Here is a 17,031-nt window from a genome sequence, read left to right on the forward strand (position 1 = left end):
ATCAGTTCCCCTTCGGATCGAGCACGTCGCGCAATGCGTCGCCAAGGAAGTTGAAGGCGAGCGAGACGAGAAAGATCGCGACGCCGGGGATCGTTGCGACCCACCATTGCTCGAAGATGAAGCGCTTCGCCGTTGCGATCATCGCGCCCCATTCCGGCGATGGCGGCTGTGCGCCCATGCCGAGGAAGCCGAGGCTCGCAGCCGTTATGATGATGGAGCTCATGTCTAGCGTCACGCGGACGATCAGGGTCGGCAGGCATAGCGGCGCAATATGCCGCATGATGATGCGCCAGGACGAGGCGCCCGTGAGACGATAGGCGGCGATGAAATCGGCGCTGCGCACGGTCAGCGTTTCGGCGCGCGCCAGCCGGGCATAAGGAGGCCAGGCGGTGAGCGCGATCGCCAGCACGGCGCTTTCCACGCCGGGCTTCAAGGCTGCCACGAAGGCGAGCGCCAGCACCAGCCGCGGAAAGGCGAGGAAGATGTCGGTCAGGCGCATCAGCGCCGTATCGACAATGCCGCCGAAATAGCCGGCGATGCAGCCGATGGCGAGGCCGATCGGCGCGACGAGGACCACGACGGCGATGACCATGCCGAGGGTGACGCGCCCGCCATAGAGGAGGCGGGAATAGATATCGCGTCCGAGCTCGTCGGTGCCGAGCCAATGCGCCGCACTCGGCCGCGCGAGCCGGTTTGCCAGATCCTGCGTTGCCGGATCATGCGTGGCGAGCCAGGGCGCGAAAAGCGCGAGCAGAATGAACAGCAGGATGATCGAAAGGCCGATCATGCCGAGGGCGTTGCCCTTCAATCCGAGCCAGATGCGATAGCGATTGCCCCAGGCTGCCTGTCGTCGGGATGCGGGGGACTCGTCGAGCGCCCAATTGCGAAAAGTTGCCAGCATCATCGCACCCTTGGATCCAGCAGACGGTAGAGAAGATCGGCGACGAGGTTCAATCCGACATAGATGATGCCGATCAGGAGCGTGGTGCCGACCACCGGGTTCATGTCGCCGTTGAGAAGGGAGGCGGTCAGATATTGCCCGATGCCGGGCCAGGAAAAGACCGTTTCCGTCACGACCGCGCCTTCCAGCAGGCCGGCATAGGTGAGCGCCAGCACGGTGACGAGCTGCACGGCAACGGTAGGGAAGGCATGTCCCCAGATTACCCGTGCAAGCGATAGGCCCTTGGCACGCGCCGTCGTCACGAATTCGCCCTTCATGGCGTCGATCATGAAGGCGCGCGTCATGCGGGCGATATAGGCCATGCTGAAATAGGCAAGGATGCAGACGGGCTGAGCCATGTGGGCGAGCGCATCGCGGAAGGCGTCGAGATCGCCGGCAAGCAGCGTGTCGATCGACAGCAAGCCGGTGACGGGCTCGATCATCCCGTCATAGATGATATCCTGCCGTCCCGGTCCCGGCGCGAGGCCGAGGGCCGAATAGAAGACGAGCAGCGAAATCAGCGACAGCATGAAAACCGGGATCGAATGGCCAGCAAGGCAGACCACGCGGATGATCTGATCGGTAATCGACCCCTGACGGACTGCGGCCCATACACCCAGTGGAATGCCGATGACGGCGGCAAGGATGAGCGCTGCGGTTGCAAGCTCGAAAGTTGCCGGAAAGAAGCGGGCAATGTCCTGCGAAACCGGGTTCTTCGTCAGCACGGACATGCCGAGATCGCCATGCAGCAGCTGGCTCAGATAATGCAGGAACTGGATCGGAAGGGGCTGGTCGAGGCCCATTTCCGAGCGCACGCGTGCAATAACCGCCTCCGGCGCATTGTCGCCGACGGCGGCAATGACCGGATCGACCGGCATGACGCGGCCGATGAGGAAGGTGACGACCGTCAACCCGAGCAACGTCAGCACGACGCTGCTCAGGATGGCGGTGAAGGATTTGATCCGACGGGTCAAGCCTTGATGGTCTCCTCATAGGAGTTGGCTTCCGAAAGAGCCCCGAGCTGGAAGCCGGAGACGCCCTTGCGGCATGCCGCCGTCTTCATCCACTGGAACATGAAGACGAAGGGGCTGTTCTGCATGTGCTCGCGCTGCAGTTCCTCGTAGAGCGCGATGCGCTTGGCGGGGTCCTTTTCGTCGCGGGCGGCTTCGGCCTTGGCGGCGAAGTCGTCGTTCTTGTAGCGCGAGCGCCAAAGGAACGGCTTGCTCTTGGCGTCGTCGGAATTGTCCTTGTTGATGGTGAAGACTTCGCCATTGGAATTGGGATCGAAGTAATCCGTACCCCAGGAGGACAGCGCCATTTCATGCTGGCGGGCGCGCATCTTGGTCAGCACCTGCCGGTTCTCGGCCGCCTGCAGCTTCACGCGAATGCCGATCTCGGCGAGGTTTGCCTGAATGGCCTGGGCAAGGTCGGGATAAGGCTGGTTGGAGTAGTGATCCATCGTCACCTCGAAACCGTCGGCAAGCCCGGCTTCGGCCATCAGGGCCTTCGCCTTTGCCACATCCTTCTGGAACGGCGTGTCGCTGATGGCTGCCGGGAAGCCTTCCGGCTCGAAGCTCTGATGAACCTTGTGGGTCAAGGGCACGATGTTTTCCTGCATGCCCTTGTAGTCGAGCGCCCACTTCACGGCCTGCCAGACCTGCGGCTTGGCCAGGTTCGCAACGCCCTGGTTGAGGGAAATCAGCACCAGCGCGGCGATGCTCTTCGTGACCAGCGTGAAATCCGCGTCGTTCTGGATGGTGCGAAGCTGCTCGGAGGTCAGGTCGCGGGCGATGTCGACATCGCCCTTCTTCAGCATCAGAAGCTGGGAGGCCGGGTCGGTGACATGGCGCAGGATGACCCGCTTCAGATTGCCCTTGTAGGGACCATGGGGGTTGAGGGTGAGCGATACGGACTCGCTCGCCTTCCATGCCTGCAGCTGGAAGCTGCCCGAGCCGGCGCTGTTCTTCTGCAGCCAGGCATTGCCGATGTCGCCATTGGCCTCATTGGCAAGCACCACCTTCTTTTCGACGATTGCGGCGATATTGGCGGAGAGGCAATAGAGCAGGAAGGCGATCGCGGTCGGCTTCTCCGTCGTCAGCGTCAGCGTTTCGGCGTCGGTGGCGACGATGCGGCTTTCGACGTTTTCCGGCGTGAAGCCGAACTGGTTGATGATGAAGGCGGCGCCCTTGTTCATCTTGATCGCGCGATGCAGCGAGAAGGCGGCGTCTTCGGCCGTCACCGGCGAGCCGCTTGCGAAATTGGCCTTGGCGAGCTTGAACGTAAACACCTTGCTGTCGGCATCGGCCTGCCAGGATGCGGCCAGCGCCGGATCGACCTTGGAGGGATCGTCGGTGTTGGGGTGCACCAGCTTCTGGTACATGTTGCTGATGACTTCGCCGCCGACGGCCTCGAAGCTCTCATGGGGATCGAGGCTCGTCATGTTGTCGAGCTGCTGCGCGACGACAAGGATGTCTTTCGGCGTCGCGGCAAATGCCGACTGCGCAAGATCGAGATAGGACAGGAAGGGCAGCGTTGCGCTGCCGATAAGAAACTGGCGTCTGGAAACCATGCGAAATCCCCTTTCACTCTTTCGGCAGCGGCGTTATGGCAAGCAGACAAGGCTTGCATGGCTCGACCGATACCGTATTTTCGCGGAGTTCTTTAACAGCGCCTCTTGCAAGCGACTAATTCCGTTTTTCGCAGACCCTATGCGCGGTTTGCATTTGCCCATCCCGCCAAGCTTGCTTACCCAGTGATCAACTGCAGTTTTTGGAATGAGACATGACTGAATCCTCGATAATTCCCGTCTTCGATGGCCACAACGACGTGCTGCTTCGGCTGCGCCGGGGCGGCTTGAATTCCGTCAACGCTTTCCTGAATGGCGAAGCTGCCGGGCATATCGATCTGCCCCGCGCGCGCCGCGGCGGTCTCGCAGGCGGGCTCTGCGCCATATTCATTCCATCGCCCGATCAGCCGAAGCCGGAAAACGGCGATTTTCCAACGCCTGCCCAGGCCGACGCGCTGAACGAAACCCTGGCGATGGCCCGGCTTCTTCTCGCGATCGAGGCTCGGTCCGAAGGGGCCGTCAAGGTCTGCCGCTCGGCCGCCGATATCAGGCAGTCGATCGCCGACGGCCAGTTCGCCGCCGTATTCCACATCGAGGGAGCAGAAGCGGTCGCGGCCGATCTCGATGCGCTTTACGTCCTGCATGAGGCCGGCCTGCGCACGCTTGGGCCTGTGTGGAGCCGCCCGAACGTCTTTGCCTATGGCGTGCCTTTCCGTTTCCCCTCGACACCGGATATTGGACCCGGCCTGACGGATGCCGGCAAGGATCTGATCCGCGCGTGCAATGAGCTCAGGATCATGATCGATCTCTCGCACATGAACGAGCAGGGGTTCTGGGATATCTCGAAGCTCTCGGATGCGCCGCTGGTCGCCTCGCATTCCAATGCGCATGCGCTCAGCCCGCACAGCCGTAACCTGACCGACAGGCAGCTCGACGCGATCCGCGATACCGGCGGTCTGGTCGGCATCAATTTCGGCGTGCTGTTCCTGCGCGACGACGGCGTGAGGAACACGGACACGCCGCTTGACGTCCTCGTCCGGCACGTCGCCTACATCGCCGAGCGGATCGGCATCGAGCATGTCGCGCTCGGTTCCGATTTCGATGGCACGACCATTCCGGCGTCGCTCGGCGACGCGAGCGGCTTGCCGAAGCTGATCGACGCCCTGCGCACGCATGGGTTCGACGACCAGGCGATCGCGAAGATCGCCCATCAGAACTGGGTTCGTGTCCTCGAACGGACATGGGGCGGCTGAGAGAAGATATCGTGTCGTTTCTGCCCGGCGCAGGGCAGGCGGCCCGGTGGCCTATCGCTCGATGAGATTGATCGACAGCGGATGCATCGGGCGTAACGTGACCTTCATGACCGGCTTGGGCGAAGCTTCGTTCGAGCCGGTTACGCGGAACTTCTGCAACAGGACGGCGAGGATCGCGACCGCCTCCATCATCGCAAAGGCATTGCCGATACAGACGCGCGGCCCGGCCCCGAAGGGCATGAAGGCATAGCGATGGCGATTTCTTGCCGTTTCCGGCTCGAAGCGGTCGGGCTCGAAGAGCTGCGGGTCCTCCCACAGATCCGCATGGCGATGCACGGCGTAAATCGGCACATAGATGATGGTGCCGGCGGGAATGGTATGCGCGCCGATGGTGAATTCGCGCACCACCGCGCGCGAGATGATCGGCGCCGGCGGATAGAGACGCATGGCTTCGGAAAAGATCTGTCTGGCATAGATGAGCTTGGCGACATGCTCGCCAAGCAGCGGTCCGCCGCCCGTCACCGTCGAGATTTCTTCGAACAGCCGTGCCTGGCAGTCGGGATGGCGGGCAAGCAGATGGAAGGTCCAGGCAAGGCCTAGCGCCGTCGTTTCATGCCCAGCGGTAATGAAGGTCATCAGATTGTCGATGACCTCCTCGTCGTTCATCATGCGGCCGGTTTCAGGGTCGGCGGCGCCAAGGAGCATGGAAACCAGATCGCTCCGCTCCTTGCCGCTGCGCCGCCGTTCGGCAATCACCGCGCCGAGGGTTGCCCGCAGGAAAATGACGGCCGATCGGGCCTTTTCCTTGCCGGGATGAGGCATCCAGTCCGGCAAGCCGAGCAGGCCGAGCGCGAATTTCCAGCCGGTCGGCTTGAGATAGTTGGTGATATTGCGCTCGACCTTGTCGACATCGATGCCATCGCCGCCCGACATCATCGTCTCGACGATAATATCGAAGGTCGTGCGCATCATTTCCTGGCATAGGTCGAGAGGGCCGTTCTTGCCGGCGAGCCAGAGGTCGCGCCTTCGCCCGGCCGCTGCGATCATGGCCGGCTGCAGTTCCAGAAGCTTTTCGTGGCGAAAGGCACCGGCCACAGATTGGCGCTGCCATTTCCAATGGGCGCCGTCCGAGGTCAGGATGCCGCTGCCGAGCGCGGGGCCCAGTACACGGCGAACGTCCTCGCCTTTGCCGAGCGCATCGGAGTTGCGCACCAATGCCTGATAAATGAGCTCCGGGTCGGTGAGATAGACCCGCAGCTTTCCGCCGACTTTGGTGAAAACGACCGGCTCGGTGAAGACCTCCGGCGGAAGAGCGTCGAGCGGATTGCGGATCAGCGAAAGCAGGACATGCGGCATCGAGCGCGGGGTGAGGGGAAACGTCGTCTGCGAGAGATCGGCAGCATTCACGCTTGCATTCATCCTTCTATCTCCTTGTTTGCCCCGGCGGATGCCTGTAGATCAGGATTAAGGTATTTGCCTTACAAAAATAAGGTGAATACCTTAGAGCTTCAAGTGGGGAAAGAGCATGCCGGCAAACAAAGGCAAAAAGACAGGCGTCGCCGCGGGGTCCGATACGCGCGAACGAATTCTCGCCGCGACCCTGTCGCTCTTCAACCAAAAGGGGCCGGAGGCGGTGACGACCGCGGAAATCGCCAAGTCGGTGCACATCAACCAGGGCAATCTCTACTATCATTTTCGCACCAAGGAATCGCTGGTACTGGCCCTGTTTTCGCGCTTCGAGGCTGACGCCCTGGCGCTGGTCGGGGAAGCCGATGCCGTCGAGGGTATGGATTCGAAAGCCTATGCCGGCTTTCTGCGCAAGTGGTTCTCGCTCGTTTGGACCCATCGCTTCCTGTTTCGCGACATTCCGGGCCTGCTGGCAATCGCCCCCGGCCTGCGAGCGCCGATCCTCATGGTCAGCGCCGGCATGCGCCTGTCCGTCGATGTCATCTTTCAGCGAATGGAGGATGCCGGCCTGATCCGTGTCGCGGCAGACGAGCGCAAGCCCTTGATGACCAATATGTGGATCGTCTCGACCTACTTCGCCGTCTATCTCGGCCTTCAGGAAGGCGTGCGCGATCTCACCCCCAAGCATGTGCATTGGGGCCTCGGCCAGGTCGCAAGCCTGTTGCGGCCCTATCTTTCGGCGCAGGCGAAGGCGGATCTCGACGAGATGCTTTCGGAGCCCTTTGCCTGAGATCTATCCGGCCCGCCTGGAAGTGGCTGTGGTTTCGCCAAGATTGCGATAGGCGGTCGCCGGATGCGGTGCGGCGAGCCGCGGTCCGCTGCCGCCGAGCTTTTCGCGCAGGGTGCCTGTGCGATACTCGGTCTTGTAGACGCCGCGCTTCTGCAATTCCGGCACGAGAAGATCGACGGCATCCTCGAAGCTCTCGGGCGTGACCGCATAGGCCAGATTGAATCCGTCGACATCGGTATCCTCGATCCATTCCTGCATGAGATCGGCGACGGTCTGCGGCGAGCCGACGAACACCGGGCCGAAGCCGCCGATGCCGACCCAGTCCGCCATTTCGCGCACCGTCCATTCCTTGCCCGGGTCGATGGTGGTGAAGGTCTCGACGGCGGATTGCACCGCATTCGTATGGCGATGGCGAAGCACCTCGTCGGGCGAGAACTGGCCGAAATCGATGCCGGTCCAGCCGGAGATCAGCGCCTGCGCGCCTTCGAGGGAGACGTATTGGCGATATTCGTCGAACTTGCGCTGCGCCTCGGCATCCGTCTCGCCGAGGATCACGGTCTGGAGGTTGAAGGACAGGATGTCGCGGGGATTGCGGCCGATACGCTCGGCAGCCTCCCGAACATTGGCGACATAGCGTTTCAGGACTGCCTTGGAGGGGGCGGCGACGAAGATGCATTCGGCATGCGCGCCGGCAAAATCCTTGCCGCGGCTCGATGCGCCTGCCTGATAGAGCACCGGGGTACGCTGCGGCGACGGCTCGCTGAGATGAATGCCGGGGACGTTGAAATGCGCGCCGGAATGACGGATGGGGTGCACCTTCTCCGGCCGCGTGAAAATGCCCTTCTCGCGATCGCGAATGACGGCATCGTCTTCCCAGCTACCCTCCCACAGCTTGTAGCAGACTTCGAGATATTCCTCCGCCAGCGCGTAGCGGTCGTCATGCTGCGTCTGGGCTGGCTGGCCGATGTTCAGGGCGCCGCTGTTCAAATAGGAGGTGACGATGTTCCAGCCGACGCGTCCCTTGCTCAGATGGTCGAGTGTCGAGATACGCCGGGCGAAGGTATAGGGATGCTCGAAGGAGAGCGAGGCCGTTAGGCCGAAGCCGAGATGCTCGGTTTCATAGGCCATGGTCGGGATGAGCTGCAGCGGATCGTTGACCGGCACCTGCGCCGAGTGGCGCAGGGCCGCATCGACATTGCCGTTCAGCACGTCATAGACCCCGAGCACGTCTGCGATGAACAGGCCGTCGAACTTGCCGCGCTCCAGCGTCTTTGCCAGATGGACCCAGTAGTCGAGATCCTTGTAGGTCCAGGATTTGTCGCGCGGGTGGCGCCAAAGGCCGGGGGACTGGTGTCCGACGCAATTCATGTCGAAGGCATTGAGCCTGATTTCGCGTGTCATCTTGCTGTTCCTGCGATTGTATCGTTTCGTCGGCACTCAGGCGCCGGCGGCTTTCCTGTTGACGAAGCTGAAGGCGAGCACGGCGAAGATCAGGAGGCCGGTGCCGACCTGCTGCCAGTAGAAATTGAGGCCCGTCAGCAGCAGGCCGTTGGCAACGATGCTCAAAAGCAGCACGCCGAGCACCGTGCCGGCCACGTTCGGCCGTCCCAGCGGCGAAAAAGTCGTGCCGATGAAGGTGGCGCCGATGGCGTTGAGCATGAAGCCGTTGCCGGAGGAGGGGATATAGACCGTGACCGTCGCCGTCAGGATCAGCCCGGCAAAGGCGGCAATCGTGCTGGCGAGAACGAAAGTCGCGGCCACATGCTTTGCCAGGCCGATCCCCGAATAGCGCACGGTGCGCGGCTGGATGCCGATGGCAAGCACGACGCGGCCGAAGCGCATGCGTGCGAACAAAAGGGCCGTGCCCGCGATGATAATGGCTGCGATCAGAAGCGGCACGGGGATGTTGCCGAGTGTTCCATGCCCGATAAAGCGAAATGCCTCGGGTATGCCCGATGGCGGCAGATAGACCGGATTGCCGCCATCCGTCAGCAGCTGTTGTATGCTGCGGCCGATGAACAGCGTTCCGAGCGTTGCCAGGAATGGCGATACGCCGATCGCCGAAATCAGCACGGCATTGAACGCACCGACCAGCGCGCCCGCGCCAAGGCCCGCGAGAGCGGCAAGCGGCACGGGCAGACCGGCTAGAATTCCGGAGACGAAGGCAAAACTGGCAAAGTCGACGGCTGTGCCGACCGAAAGGTCGATGCCGCCGGCGGCGACGGCAAAGGTCATGGCAATCGAGACGATGGCAAGCAGCGTGAAATTGTTGACGAGAATGCTCTGCAGATTGCCCGTACTCAGGAATGTCGGCGCGACTGCCGAAAAGAGCGAGAAAACGGCGATCAGGGCGACGATGAGCCCATAGCGCGCGAAGCTCGCCATCGGTCGGGCCGATGCTATGGAAGCGGACATGATCAGATCTCCCGTTGGCGCAGCAGTGTGGTTGCCGAGACCACGATCAGGATCAGCAGGCCCTGAACGCCGCTGACCAGCGTGCTGGGCAGATTGAGCAGCTGGAAACCGTTGATGAGGAAGCCGACGAATAGCGTCGAGACCAGCGTGCCGCCGATGGTCGGAACCAGGCGGCGGGAAAAGACCGAGCCGAGCAGGGCGGTGACGACGACTGGAAGCAGCATTTCGCCGGAGCCGGTGGTGCTGCCGCTGAGATAGGCGACCGACAAAATGCCGGCGATCCCGCCGCAGAGGCCGCTGGCGACGAAGGCTCCCGCGGTAAGTCTTCTCAACGGCAATCCGGCGGCGCGGGCTGCCTCGGGGAACTCGCCGACGGCGTAGAGCCTCAGACCGAGCGGTGTGAATTGCACGACAGCCGCGACGATGATGGTGAAGCCGATCAGCACGTAGGCGAGGACCGGAATGCCAAAGGCGTCCGAAGAGGAAAGAACGGTCAGCAGGTCGGTCGAGGCGGGCAGCACCGTGTTCTGCGTCAGGACCAGCTCCAGCCCGGCGACGACGTTCATGACGGCAAGCGTCGCCAAAAGCGGCACGATGCCGGCAAAAACGATCGCCAGCGCATTGACCGCGCCGATGGCGAGCCCGGTGACGAGCGCGCCAGCTATGGCGGCCCCATCGCCGAAGCCGAGCTGGACAAGGGTTGCATAGACGGCTGCGCTCAGGCCCATATTGGCCGCAAGCGAGAGGTCGATGCCGCCGGTGACGACATTGGAGCCGCCGGCGATCAGGACGATGGTCAAGCCGATGGCGAGCACGCCGGAAATGGCCGATTGTCCGAGCACGTTGCCGATATTGCCGACCGTCAGGAAATAAGGCGCCGTCAGCGCGAAAACCACGAGGATCGCGGCGAAGGCAAGCAGCGAACCGAACCGCAGGGCCGCAGCCGCAAGCTTGCTGCCGGTCGGCAGCTTGTGCGCCACCGCATTCTCGGGGAGAGAAGCAAACTGAACGTCAGCTGACATGGCGCAATCCTTCAAGCGCGCCGGTCGATGCCGACAGCACTTCGTCCGTGGTGGTCTGAGAGGAAATCAGCTCGCGCGCTACGCGACCGCGGAACAGCACGAGTATTCGGTCGGTAATGCCCACCAGCTCTGGCAGATCCGACGACAGCACGATCACGCCGGCGCCGCGCGCGGCAAGCTCGCCGATCAGCGAATAGATTTCGACCTTCGAGCCGATATCGACGCCGACGGTCGGCTCGTCCAGCAGATAGATTTCCGAGCGGCGGCTCAGCCATTTGGCAATCGCCACTTTCTGCTGGTTGCCACCCGAGAGCGTGCGCACCAGCGCTTCGCGCCCGGACGTCTTGATCTGCAGCCGCCCGATCAGGTCGTCGGCATCGTCGCTCTCCCGTTTGCGGTTGAGAAAACCGAAGCGCGTATAGCGGCGAAGGCTCGCTAATGTGATGTTCTCGCGGACGCTGAGATCCAGCCCCACGCCATGGCCGCGCCGGTCCTCCGGCACCAGCGCGATCCGGCGATCGACGGCTTCGACCGGGTTGCGCGGCTTCAGGTCACGGGCCTCGATATCCACCGTTCCGCTCGTCGCCGGCTGCAGTCCAAAAAGGGTGCGTATGAGATCCTTTGCCCCGGAGCCGAGCAATCCTGTAATGCCGAGGATTTCGCCGCGCCGCAGCGAGAGGCTGACGTCATGGAAGCGGCCTGTCGCCGAAAGATTGTCAAGCTTGAGGATTTCCTCTCCGAGTTCGACTTTCCGTTTGGGAAACATGTCTGCGATATCGCGCTCGATCATCAGGCTTGCTATCCGGCCGGCCGAGATTTCGCTCGTCGTCAGAGAAGCAACGTCGATACCGTTGCGCAAAATGGTGACATCGTCGCACAAGCCCTCGATTTCGTTGAGATAATGCGAGATGTAGATGATGGTCACGCCTTCGCTGCGCAGGCGCCGGATGAGGCGGAACAGGATCTCCGCTTCCTGCCGTATCAATGCTGCCGTCGGCTCGTCGAAGACGAGGATCTTCGGCTTGTGCAGCAGCGCGCGGGTGATCTGGACGATCTGCCGCTCCGCGGTCGAGAGCTCGCCGATCAAGGCGTTCTTCGGCAGGTCGACGCCGAAGTAATTGGCGAGAATCTCGGCGGCGCGGCGCTGCATGGCGCCGCGATCAAGCAAGGGCGTCCCGCCGAGCCGAATTTCCCGGCCGAGAAAAAGCGACTCTCCGACGGTGAATGTCGGAACCAGCAGCCGATCCTGATGAATGAAATGGATGCCGAGTTCTTCGCATAGATGCGGCGTCAGGCGATCATAGGCCCGGCCTTCGATCTCGATGCGGCCCTCGTCCGGAGTGTGCAGGCCGGCCAGGAGCTTGATCAATGTGGATTTGCCGGCACCGTTCTGCCCGACAAGCCCGTGAACGGTGCCGCGCCGGATGGCGAGCGACGCTCCGGCCAGCGCCTGGGCACCGCCGAATCGTTTGACGATCCCATCGAAACGCAGGATATGCGGCGCGCTGTCTGCCTCGGTCGCCGGCCCGGTTGCGGTCATGAAAGAAGCCTTTCGCATTGGACGGCGATGCGGGATATCCGCATCGCCCGTTTGCAGATCAACCGATGCCGAGTTTCTTGATCACGTCGGACACGTTGTTCTTGTTTGCCAGGAGGGCAGGGACATAGGTTTCACGCGGCAGTGTCTGTCCCGATAGCAGCTTGGCGACATTGCGGATGGCGGTGCGGCCGATTTCGGCCGGCTGCTGGGCGGCATCGGCGCCGGCGGGCGAGTTGGGATCGGCGACGAGCTGCAGCACTTCCGGGCTACCGTCGACGCCGTAAGTGCGGATCTCGGTGCGGCCGGCGGCGGCAAGAGCCTGCGTGGCGCCGAGCTGCGGAATGTCCCAGGCCGACCAGATCGCCTTGATCGAGCCCTTCTCCGGATACTTGTTGAGGATCGCGGTGATCTGGGCGAAGGCGTCCTGAACCGTGTTCGGAATGACGTCGCGCAGCTCGGGCTGGATGATCTTCACTTTCGGGAAGTATTTGACGACATTGACGAGCTGGTCGTAGCGGATCGCGCAGGGCGTGACGCCGTAGAAGCCGTTGAAGACGACGATATTGCCCTCGCCGCCGATGTCGGAAACGAGCTGCAGCGCCAGGTCCTTGCCGATGCCCCAATTGTCCGAGGTGGTGTTGTTGACAGAGTTGGTCGAGCCGACATCGACGGTCAAAACGGGAATTCCGGCATCGCGAGCCTTTTTCAGCCAGGGATCGATGACGCTCAGCGTGCCGAGGATCTGCACGATCGCATCCGGCTTCTGCGCGATCAGCGTTTGCAATTGCGATACCAGCTTGCCGTCATTGCGGCCGGCATCGACGGCGATCGGCGTGCCGCCCAGCCGCTTCACCTCGTCGATCTGGGCATTGTAGGCTTGCAGGTCGAAATAGTGGTCGGTTCCCGTCGCGCTGATGGCAACCCGCTTGTCTTTCAACGACAGGGCGTCGTCGGCAGCCGCGGCGGTCTTCGACAGGATGCTCGAAGCCGCAATCGCCGTTCCCGCGACGGCCGTCAGCTTCAAAATGTCCCGGCGGCCAAGTCCGGCCGTTTTTTCCTTGGTCATGAAAGTCCCTCTCCAGCAATTCAAAATGTCAATAGATTACAAAATAGATAGATTTAACAATTTAAAGAGAAACGTTTTTCCAAAACCGAACGGCAAGTGGAAATTTCCATGATGTCGTCTCTCATGCCGGCAGGTGGGGCTTTGCGATGACACGGACGGTCGGCGTCGGCACCGGTGGATGGCTCCTCCGGATGAAACCGGATTGAGCGCCCATTCGCCGGGCATGTCCTTCCCGGCAATTCTCCGGCAGGCGAACAAAGAATCTCCGATGGCAGCCAAAATCGGATGATTTAATCTACTAAAAACATAGGGTTTATATTTAATAATTGCGAGCGGCGCAGGGGCATTGCCCCGTCAGACGGCGTTTCCGATGGATCGTGAGGATCGCGACGATGAAATTTATCACACGGCTTGCCCTGTCGGCCGTTGCCCCTCTTCTTCTTACGCAGGTTGCGCTGGCGGATGGCGTGAACGGCGCGCCCGCACCCTTCGACAAGGGCGGCGTAAAGATTGCCCTGATCAGCTATATTTCCGCCGGCGACTTCTTCCAGGCCTATCAGGCCGGCGCCGAAGCACAGGCCAAGGCGCTTGCCATCGATCTGCGCATCTTTCCGGGACGGCAGGACGCTGCCGCGCAGCGCGAGCAGATCCTCCAGGCGATCAATCTCGGCGTCTCCGCCATCGTCATCGACCATGGCCTGCCGGAATCGCTTGGCGACGTCGTCCAGCAGGCGCTCGACAAGGGCATCAAGGTCGTCGCGTTCGACGTCAATCTCAACAATCCGAAGATTCCGCAGGTCGAGCAGAGCGATCACGAGCTTGCCGACCTTGCCTTGAAGCAGGTCGTCAAGGAAAACGGCAATAGTTTCAAGGCAGGCTATGTCTATGTCGCCGGTTTCGCGCCGCTCGACCGCCGCAATGAAGTATGGGACAGCTTCAAGAAGCAGAATGCCGGGGTCGTCGAAAAGGCCCGCTTCGGCAATGTCAGCGATACGACGGCGACGTCGACGGCCGACCAGGCAAAGGCGGCGCTGACGGCCAATCCCGATATCACCGTGGTCTTCGCTCCCTATGACGAATTTGCGCGCGGCGTGAAACTTGCGGCCAACGATCTCGGCATCGCCAACAAGCTGAAGATCTATTCCGCTGACGTCTCTACAGCCGACATTCAGGAAATTACCGAGCCGGGCAGCCCTTGGGTTGCGACGGTTGCGACCAATCCGGCGGTCGTGGGCGCCGTCTCCATCCGCGCCGCCGCCTTGCAGGTGGCAGGGCAGGAGGTCCCGCACCAGATCACGGTCAAGCCGACGCTGCTGACGCAGGAAGGGCTTCGCGCCGCCGGCGTCAAGACGATCGAGGAACTGGCGCAGAAAATCCCGGCCTTCAGCACGAGCGACGCGGCGACCGCAAGCTGGATTCCGGACAAGCTTTTCTAGGCAGCCGACCTCGATCCGCCGGCGGGGTCGTCTGATTCCGCCGGCTTACGTCCATGAACCGGAGTTCACATCATGAGCCAGTCCAACGTCGTCTTCGCAAGCAATCGGAACCCCACGCGGGACGACCTCTTTGCCAGAGCGGAAGAGATTTCCGCGGATCTTTCCAGGCACGCAGCAGAGCTTGATCGCGAAGGCCGGCCACCGCTCGGCGAAATCGTCAAGCTGAAGAATGCGGGGCTGCTGAATGCCCTGCATGCATCGCAGATCGGCGGCGGCGGCCTCGATTGGGCAGACGGCTTGCGGCTCGTGCGCATCCTCGCGCGTGGAGAAAGCTCCATCGGCCAGCTTCTCGGCTATCACTACGTCAACAGCCAATATGTCTATTGGGCTTTCGACGAAACGCGTGCGCAGGAACTGGGCGGCAAGACGGTGGCCAACAGCCTTTACTGGGGTGCCGCCGTCAATCCACGCGATCCCGGCCTTGTGCTGACGCGCCGGGGCAATGGCTATGTTCTGAACGGCCGCAAATCCTTCTCCACGGCCGCCCACGTTTCCGACTACATCAACGCCAACGCTGCGCTCGATGACAGGATCGTCGGCTTTGCCGTCCCGACAAACCGCGCTGGCTACAAGGCCAATGACGACTGGGACAATTTCGGCCAGCGTCTCTCCGACAGCGGCAGCGTCGAGTTTCACGATTTCCCCGTGTATGAAGAGGATCTGGATAGGGCCGCGTCGACTGGCGGCGAGGCCCCGGTTCTCGCGACGTTCAACACGCCTCTCATTCAGCTGGTCTTCGTGAACTTTTATCTCGGTACGGCCGAAGGCGCATTGCGCGAGGCTCTCGATTATGTCCGCACCACGACGCGGCCCTGGGTGACTTCGGGCGTGGAGCGTGCATCGGACGATCCGTATATTCTGGAACGCGCCGGCGAATTCACCGCCGCTCTGAAGGCGTCGGCTGCGCTGGCCGACAGTGCAGCGGCGGCGGTCCAGGAAGCCCTTGCCAGGGGACACAAGGCGACGGCGCGCGAGCGCGGCGCGGCGGCGGCCGAAGCCTATGCGGCGAAGGTGAATGCCACGCACGTATCGCTTGACATTACCTCACGCGTCTTCGAACTGACCGGTGCGCGCTCGACGGCGGAAAAGTATCGCTTCGATCGCTTCTGGCGCAATGTGCGGACCCATACCTTGCACGATCCGGTCTTCTACAAGGCCAAGGAAGTCGGTGAGTTCGTTCTGAACGGCCGAATTCCCGAGGTCAGTCTCTATAGCTGATCTGATATCGCCGGACATGTCAAAGCCCCGTTGCCGCAGGCCGGCAACGGGGCTTTCGTTTGAGCCTTGGTCAGAGTGCGCCGTTCTTCGGCGGGAGGATGTCGTTGAGGTAGTAATTGCCGACGACGTGATATTTCCAGCGAACCGGATCATGCAGCGTGTGCGTGCGGGCATTGCGCCAGTGTCGGTCGAGATTGAGGTCGAGCTTGACCGATGCCGTGCCGGCAAGCTCGAACAGCGTGTTCGTCGCCTCTATGGCGATTTCCGTCGTCAGCACTTTGGCAGCTGCTACGGCGAGCGTCGCCTCGACCACTCTCTTTTCGGTAGTCTCGACCTGCGCGGCATCGACCTTGCGGCCGGCGCGCTCGATGGTCGCGGTTGCAGCTTCCAGCCGGATGGCGATCTGGCCGACCTTGGCGATGGTCAGCGGATCGTCGCTGGCGCGCTCTACGCCGCTATCCGTCCAGGGACGCGATCTGGTCTTCACGAAATCAAGCGTTTCGGCAAAGGCGGCTCGGGCGATGCCGAGATCGATGCCGGCATGGATGATCTGGCCGACCGAGCCGATGGTCGTCGGCCGCTCGAAGCCCCTGTGATGGAGGACGACATGGTCGGCATTCACATAGACATTGTTGAGGACCGTGGTGCCGCTGCCGGTCGTGCGCTGCCCGAAGCCGTCCCAATCGTCGATGATTTCGATGCCTTCGGTGCCCTTGGGAACGAAGGCCATGACCAGCTTCTCGCTCTCGTCCAGCGCGAAGACCGTCACCCAATCGGCAAAGAGAACGCCGGTCGAATAGTACTTGCGACCATTGAGGCGATAGCCGGGGCCATCGCGGGTAATACGGGTATTGTAGTGCCCGACCGTCTTCGTGCCGCGCTCGGACAGCGCATTGCCGAAGCGATCTCCGGCCAATGCGCGGCCGAAGAAATACCGCTTCTGATCGTCCGAGCCATCGACGCGCAAAGCTTCGAGAATGTAGAAATGGTTCTGCGGTATCTGCCCGATCGAGGCGTCGGCCTGCGCCAGGATCGCGGTGATCTCCGCCAGCGTCGCATTCGAGACATCGAGGCCGCCATATTCCTCGGGAACGGTAATCGCGAGCAGTCCGGATTGCGCCAGCGCATCCATCTCGGCAAACGGAAGCAGCCTTTCACTATCGCGCTCGGATGCGGTGGCGGCAAAGCGTGCCGCAAGCTCTTGAGCGACGGCCAGTGCCTGTTGCTCGGTCTCCAGCACGGCAGCCTCGGGATGCTTGGCGTTGATGTGGTGCAATTGCGCGTTCATAAGGCAGGCTCCGATTTCATTCGGCGCCAC

Annotated in this window: 14 protein-coding genes; 4 read left to right on the forward strand and 10 right to left on the reverse strand. The window is 62.1% G+C overall.

Features of this window, described 5'->3' with window-relative positions; translation table 11 throughout:
* Position 1: 1 nt before the first annotated feature.
* From nikC to ACJJVH_RS22440, 3 genes are read right to left on the reverse strand one after another with little or no spacing between them, the layout of a single operon-like run.
* Positions 2-904: a nickel transporter permease gene (gene nikC, locus ACJJVH_RS22430; RefSeq protein ID WP_113357413.1), complete on the reverse strand. Its 903-nt coding sequence runs from the start codon at positions 902-904 to the stop codon at positions 2-4.
* A complete protein-coding gene (locus ACJJVH_RS22435) occupies positions 901-1,914 on the reverse strand; it encodes an ABC transporter permease (RefSeq protein WP_412066169.1) in 1,014 nt (337 codons plus the stop codon). Before ACJJVH_RS22435 ends, nikC begins: the two co-directional genes overlap by 4 nt.
* Positions 1,911-3,509, reverse strand: coding sequence for an ABC transporter substrate-binding protein (locus ACJJVH_RS22440; protein WP_412066170.1), 1,599 nt, complete (start codon positions 3,507-3,509; stop codon positions 1,911-1,913). The genes ACJJVH_RS22435 and ACJJVH_RS22440 overlap by 4 nt, the downstream gene beginning before the upstream one ends.
* A gap of 212 nt (positions 3,510-3,721) precedes the next feature.
* On the opposite strand from ACJJVH_RS22440, the gene ACJJVH_RS22445 reads away from it, so the two are divergent.
* Positions 3,722-4,759 carry a dipeptidase gene (locus ACJJVH_RS22445; RefSeq protein WP_412066171.1) on the forward strand — a complete coding sequence of 346 codons (1,038 nt, stop codon included), beginning with the start codon at positions 3,722-3,724 and terminating at the stop codon, positions 4,757-4,759.
* A 51-nt stretch (positions 4,760-4,810) separates the two neighbouring features.
* Here ACJJVH_RS22445 and ACJJVH_RS22450 read toward each other — a convergent pair whose 3' ends face one another.
* Entirely contained in the window at positions 4,811-6,178 is a 1,368-nt protein-coding gene (locus ACJJVH_RS22450; protein ID WP_412066172.1) for a cytochrome P450, read from the reverse strand.
* A 106-nt stretch (positions 6,179-6,284) separates the two neighbouring features.
* On the opposite strand from ACJJVH_RS22450, the gene ACJJVH_RS22455 reads away from it, so the two are divergent.
* Positions 6,285-6,956 carry a TetR/AcrR family transcriptional regulator gene (locus ACJJVH_RS22455; RefSeq protein WP_412066173.1) on the forward strand — a complete coding sequence of 224 codons (672 nt, stop codon included), beginning with the start codon at positions 6,285-6,287 and terminating at the stop codon, positions 6,954-6,956.
* 3 nt (positions 6,957-6,959) lie between these two features.
* On the opposite strand, the gene ACJJVH_RS22460 is transcribed toward ACJJVH_RS22455, so the two are convergent.
* From ACJJVH_RS22460 to ACJJVH_RS22480, 5 genes are read right to left on the reverse strand one after another with little or no spacing between them, the layout of a single operon-like run.
* The gene (locus tag ACJJVH_RS22460) at positions 6,960-8,357 is read right to left on the reverse strand and encodes an LLM class flavin-dependent oxidoreductase (protein ID WP_412066174.1); all 1,398 of its coding nucleotides are present in this window, start codon (positions 8,355-8,357) and stop codon (positions 6,960-6,962) included.
* A 36-nt stretch (positions 8,358-8,393) separates the two neighbouring features.
* Complete coding sequence (locus ACJJVH_RS22465; protein ID WP_412066175.1) at positions 8,394-9,371, reverse strand: ABC transporter permease; 978 nt, start codon at positions 9,369-9,371, stop codon at positions 8,394-8,396.
* A 2-nt stretch (positions 9,372-9,373) separates the two neighbouring features.
* Positions 9,374-10,393, reverse strand: a complete 1,020-nt coding sequence (locus ACJJVH_RS22470; protein ID WP_113392328.1) for an ABC transporter permease — start codon at positions 10,391-10,393, stop codon at positions 9,374-9,376.
* Entirely contained in the window at positions 10,383-11,933 is a 1,551-nt protein-coding gene (locus tag ACJJVH_RS22475) for a sugar ABC transporter ATP-binding protein (RefSeq protein WP_412066176.1), read from the reverse strand. Before ACJJVH_RS22475 ends, ACJJVH_RS22470 begins: the two co-directional genes overlap by 11 nt.
* Positions 11,934-11,991: 58 nt before the next feature.
* On the reverse strand, positions 11,992-12,999 hold the full coding sequence (locus ACJJVH_RS22480; RefSeq protein WP_412066177.1) for a sugar ABC transporter substrate-binding protein: 1,008 nt from the start codon (positions 12,997-12,999) through the stop codon (positions 11,992-11,994).
* Positions 13,000-13,391: 392 nt separating this feature from the next.
* Between ACJJVH_RS22480 and ACJJVH_RS22485 the strand changes: the two genes are divergently transcribed.
* Together ACJJVH_RS22485 and ACJJVH_RS22490 are read left to right on the forward strand one after the other, a co-directional pair.
* Positions 13,392-14,435, forward strand: a complete 1,044-nt coding sequence (locus tag ACJJVH_RS22485; protein ID WP_112799760.1) for a substrate-binding domain-containing protein — start codon at positions 13,392-13,394, stop codon at positions 14,433-14,435.
* A 72-nt stretch (positions 14,436-14,507) separates the two neighbouring features.
* On the forward strand, positions 14,508-15,713 hold the full coding sequence (locus tag ACJJVH_RS22490; protein WP_113392326.1) for an acyl-CoA dehydrogenase family protein: 1,206 nt from the start codon (positions 14,508-14,510) through the stop codon (positions 15,711-15,713).
* Between the two features lie 70 nt (positions 15,714-15,783).
* Here the strand turns inward: ACJJVH_RS22490 and ACJJVH_RS22495 are convergent, their stop codons facing one another.
* The gene (locus tag ACJJVH_RS22495; protein WP_412066178.1) at positions 15,784-17,001 is read right to left on the reverse strand and encodes an SfnB family sulfur acquisition oxidoreductase; all 1,218 of its coding nucleotides are present in this window, start codon (positions 16,999-17,001) and stop codon (positions 15,784-15,786) included.
* Positions 17,002-17,031: the final 30 nt, after the last annotated feature.

Source organism: Rhizobium sp. SYY.PMSO (assembly GCF_046840415.1).
Lineage (GTDB): Bacteria > Pseudomonadota > Alphaproteobacteria > Rhizobiales > Rhizobiaceae > Rhizobium.

Excerpts from the sequence above, each read along its gene's own strand:
- ACJJVH_RS22470 (WP_113392328.1), bottom strand. The coding sequence starts at position 10,393 with ATGTCAGCTGACGTTCAGTTTGCTTCTCTCCCCGAGAATGCGGTGGCG.
- ACJJVH_RS22455 (WP_412066173.1), top strand. The coding sequence starts at position 6,285 with ATGCCGGCAAACAAAGGCAAAAAGACAGGCGTCGCCGCGGGGTCCGAT.
- ACJJVH_RS22490 (WP_113392326.1), top strand. The coding sequence starts at position 14,508 with ATGAGCCAGTCCAACGTCGTCTTCGCAAGCAATCGGAACCCCACGCGG.
- ACJJVH_RS22485 (WP_112799760.1), top strand. The coding sequence starts at position 13,392 with ATGAAATTTATCACACGGCTTGCCCTGTCGGCCGTTGCCCCTCTTCTT.
- ACJJVH_RS22475 (WP_412066176.1), bottom strand. The coding sequence starts at position 11,933 with ATGACCGCAACCGGGCCGGCGACCGAGGCAGACAGCGCGCCGCATATC.
- ACJJVH_RS22465 (WP_412066175.1), bottom strand. The coding sequence starts at position 9,371 with ATGTCCGCTTCCATAGCATCGGCCCGACCGATGGCGAGCTTCGCGCGC.
- ACJJVH_RS22450 (WP_412066172.1), bottom strand. The coding sequence starts at position 6,178 with ATGAATGCAAGCGTGAATGCTGCCGATCTCTCGCAGACGACGTTTCCC.
- nikC (WP_113357413.1), bottom strand. The coding sequence starts at position 904 with ATGATGCTGGCAACTTTTCGCAATTGGGCGCTCGACGAGTCCCCCGCA.
- ACJJVH_RS22495 (WP_412066178.1), bottom strand. The coding sequence starts at position 17,001 with ATGAACGCGCAATTGCACCACATCAACGCCAAGCATCCCGAGGCTGCC.
- ACJJVH_RS22440 (WP_412066170.1), bottom strand. The coding sequence starts at position 3,509 with ATGGTTTCCAGACGCCAGTTTCTTATCGGCAGCGCAACGCTGCCCTTC.
- ACJJVH_RS22460 (WP_412066174.1), bottom strand. The coding sequence starts at position 8,357 with ATGACACGCGAAATCAGGCTCAATGCCTTCGACATGAATTGCGTCGGA.
- ACJJVH_RS22445 (WP_412066171.1), top strand. The coding sequence starts at position 3,722 with ATGACTGAATCCTCGATAATTCCCGTCTTCGATGGCCACAACGACGTG.
- ACJJVH_RS22480 (WP_412066177.1), bottom strand. The coding sequence starts at position 12,999 with ATGACCAAGGAAAAAACGGCCGGACTTGGCCGCCGGGACATTTTGAAG.